Consider the following 3166-nt stretch of genomic DNA (forward strand, 5'->3'; position numbering starts at 1 on the left):
GATAACTTGTTTACCCAACTTCCAGGCTACATACTCTAGAACATCAAGGAATTGATAGTAGCTGCATCTTGCAAAGACTTATTCAATCCTGATTTGGCTGATTGGCCGTTGGGTAAAAACTGACCATGATCGCCTAACTTGGCCTTGCAACGTCGGACTAAATTAGCTAAGAGCAAGTCAGGTAATGAAAATAACACTTACATCCGAAAACAGATGATCAGCAAGCTTGAAGTGCCAGTCTAATCTTTGTCTCGCTATTAGTTGGTGCAGTTTCGCTATCTTACGCTTGAGAATTTTCCAAGGCTTGGAATGCTTTGGTTTCTTAGCCAATCTGATCTGTAGTTTAGACAAACGATGCTCAGAAAGCCTGAAAAATTTAGGCACTTCTATGAACTCCCCATCGGAGGTAACAGCATAATACAATAGTCCTAAATCAATACATGCATGAGTTATCTTCGGTGGGTTGAATTTCTACAACCTCATAAGGCACAGTCTTATCTTCGATCGTAAAGCTTATATAGAAACCATCTGCTTCTCGAATTACGGTACCTGTCTTAACCTGGAAACCTAATGGTATTGGGCGATTGTACACAAAGGGGACTAGGCCAATTTTGGGTAAATTGACACAAAAACGACCGTTAGCATTTTTGGTATGGGTTGGTATTTGACAACTGAGGATAACTGAACGAGTTATAATAATGTTTCCCCTTGAATTTCGGTCTGCCACTGGTTTTACCGTTTTTGTCAGGCAAGGCACAAGTTATCCATTGTTGTTTGCACTCGTTGGACAACATCTTGTAGAACCTGAGAGTGCATAGACTTATACTCAGGGAATAGTTTTTTAGTCTGTACTAAATCTGCTAACTGTACTGTTTCCCACAAAACATAACCATTGACTATGTTCGGATACTTATCTCCTTTCTTCGTTATCAGATTACCATTGCTGTCTTTTTTTCTACCCCATACGCGTTTGTACTCTAAATTCCGGAATATGCATGATAAATCCGTTCTACAGGTACTACTGAAACATTGAGTGGACAAGCGTTAACTAGCGTGCGCGTGGCTTCAAACCAGTTCAACCTTTGAGCTAAACGATAATTATATTGCAACAAGCCATTTGTAACCAGTTAGATATAATCACCGCTTGCCTTTTATGTGGTTTTAGCTTGTACTTATATTTCAGTAACATTCTAGTATCGACCTTTATATCTACTATAGTTAGTATACCAAAAATAACGACAAACTACACAAATAACGCCCGGCTTTCATCCCGACGCTCCCCTACGGGAGAGCGCGGGACTTCCCGCCGGGGGAGTTAAAGTTGAAAAATCTTTTCTCTAAATAAAAGAGTATAAAATTTTTAGTTGAATGATACCAGTTCTCCAAAAAAGGATAAAGGTATTTAGATCATATCCTAACAAAATTGAAACCTGCACATTTCAACTCAAACTTTATAGAAACATTTAGGATTATCCCAAACAATTTTGTTCACTATCTCCTGAGATAAATTCTTCTCAAGCTCTACAACATTTTTCACAATATCTGGCTGATGATCCATGTGGGGATAGTCTGAACCAAAGATTAAATTATCAGAACCAATATAATCAATAATCTGAGTCAGATAAGGTTCAGATGGATCGACGGCAATGTAACATTGACGGCGAAAATACTCTGAAGGCAGCAATTTTACCATATCTTTGACTTCCCAATGTAAATTTCTATACTCTTCGTCCAACCGCCATAACCAATAGGGCAACCAACCACAACCAGATTCTAAAAATCCTACCCTCAGCTTGGGATGACGCTCCAATACTCCTCCTTCAATTAAAGCCAATAATGCCATCATCTGTTCCATGGGGTGAGAACAAGCATGGAGGGCAAAACGACTATTGAATCTATCTGCTCCTGTGGTGGGTAAACGACCGTGGGTTGCTTCGTGAATGCCTACAGCTATGTCTAATTCTTCGCAAGCGCTCCAAAATGGTTCGTATGCCGAATCGCTCAAAATTCTGCCTTTGACGGGGTTAGGACGTAAAAATACCGCCTTCCAGCCAAAATTTACAATTCGGTGTAGCTCTTTCACCATCTCCTGGGGGTCATGGAGATTCATTGCCCCGACTCCTTTTAACCGACTGGGGTCATAGCTACAAAATTCTTCATATAGCCAAGTATTGTAGGCATGGGTAAAAGCTCCGATGACTTCTGGGGGCAGAGTATCGATCGCAAATAACCACAGTCCTGAAGTGGGATAAATAAAGGCTATATCCACTCCCATCAATACCATTTCTTGGACATGAGATTCTACATCGTAGTGGTTCAAATAAGCATGGGGATGAGCTTCCATCATCTGTCTATTTCCCTCTTTTTCTACTTGCTGGGAGACCTTTTCGTTGATGGGTTCACCTTTAATTTTCATGTCCAGGGAGGGAGCAAAGTCTCGAAATTGAGGTTCGAGGTATTTTGCCCACATCTGGGCAGGTTCGATAACGTGGGAGTCTGCGTCTATAATTTTGTATCCGTTCAGCATAGTTAAAATTAAAGAAGAAAGTGTAGTCAGTCCAGTAGGGTGCGTTAGACCACTGTCGTAACGCACCGTTAATACATATAATAAATTTTTAGCTAGAGCGTCGAGAAGCCTCACACCATAATTGAAAATTTGGTGTCAGATGAATCGACGGTAAATTAATGGAACTCGATGTCCCATTAATTTACAAATTTTATGTTATGATAAACTCAAGCTGGTTTGAGTTAACAACTGCAGCGTGATGAACCATGAAAATCAAATAAGATATGGGGTTATATCCCATCCATCCTAGTAATCCGTTGGGAATGTAAAATCTGATTGCGGCGCTAGGTGAGCAGCTTTTTTATTTGCAAAAAGGGCGGCGGGGCATCCCGTCCTTAAAGCACGCGCTTGTCCGACGGAATACCGGGACGGCGAAACGAGAAGCTCACACTATAGCTTCAGCTTAGTGTGGGAGTATGTCACCTCTTCTACTACTACATCACTCGCCCCCTGAATCCCCCAAAATTGGGGGACTTTTACCGAAAAATTGGGGTAGGCGCCTCGCCGAGGCGCGGGCGACTTTCTATAATTGTGCTATAATGAAATTGGTTATGTACCCGCCTTGTCTCATAAATACTGTAGAAAAGAAGATGTTTGTCG

The 3166-nt window shown here is 41.2% G+C and carries 4 protein-coding genes; all 4 read right to left on the bottom strand.

The window, feature by feature from the left end:
• Positions 1–35 precede the first annotated feature (35 nt).
• Positions 36–197: a hypothetical protein gene (locus F6K23_RS40040; protein ID WP_293166714.1), complete on the bottom strand. Its 162-nt coding sequence runs from the start codon at positions 195–197 to the stop codon at positions 36–38.
• Positions 178–423 (bottom strand): transposase, encoded by a 246-nt coding sequence (locus F6K23_RS42675; protein WP_367267964.1) that lies wholly within the window; start codon positions 421–423, stop codon positions 178–180. Before F6K23_RS42675 ends, F6K23_RS40040 begins: the two co-directional genes overlap by 20 nt.
• Positions 424–433: 10 nt before the next feature.
• Entirely contained in the window at positions 434–757 is a 324-nt protein-coding gene (locus F6K23_RS40045; RefSeq protein ID WP_293166716.1) for a hypothetical protein, read from the bottom strand.
• 687 nt (positions 758–1444) lie between these two features.
• Positions 1445–2641, bottom strand: coding sequence for an amidohydrolase family protein (locus tag F6K23_RS40050; RefSeq protein ID WP_367267965.1), 1197 nt, complete (start codon positions 2639–2641; stop codon positions 1445–1447).
• Between the last annotated feature and the right edge of the window lie 525 nt (positions 2642–3166).

This window comes from Okeania sp. SIO2C9, from assembly GCF_010672455.1.
GTDB lineage: Bacteria > Cyanobacteriota > Cyanobacteriia > Cyanobacteriales > Microcoleaceae > Okeania.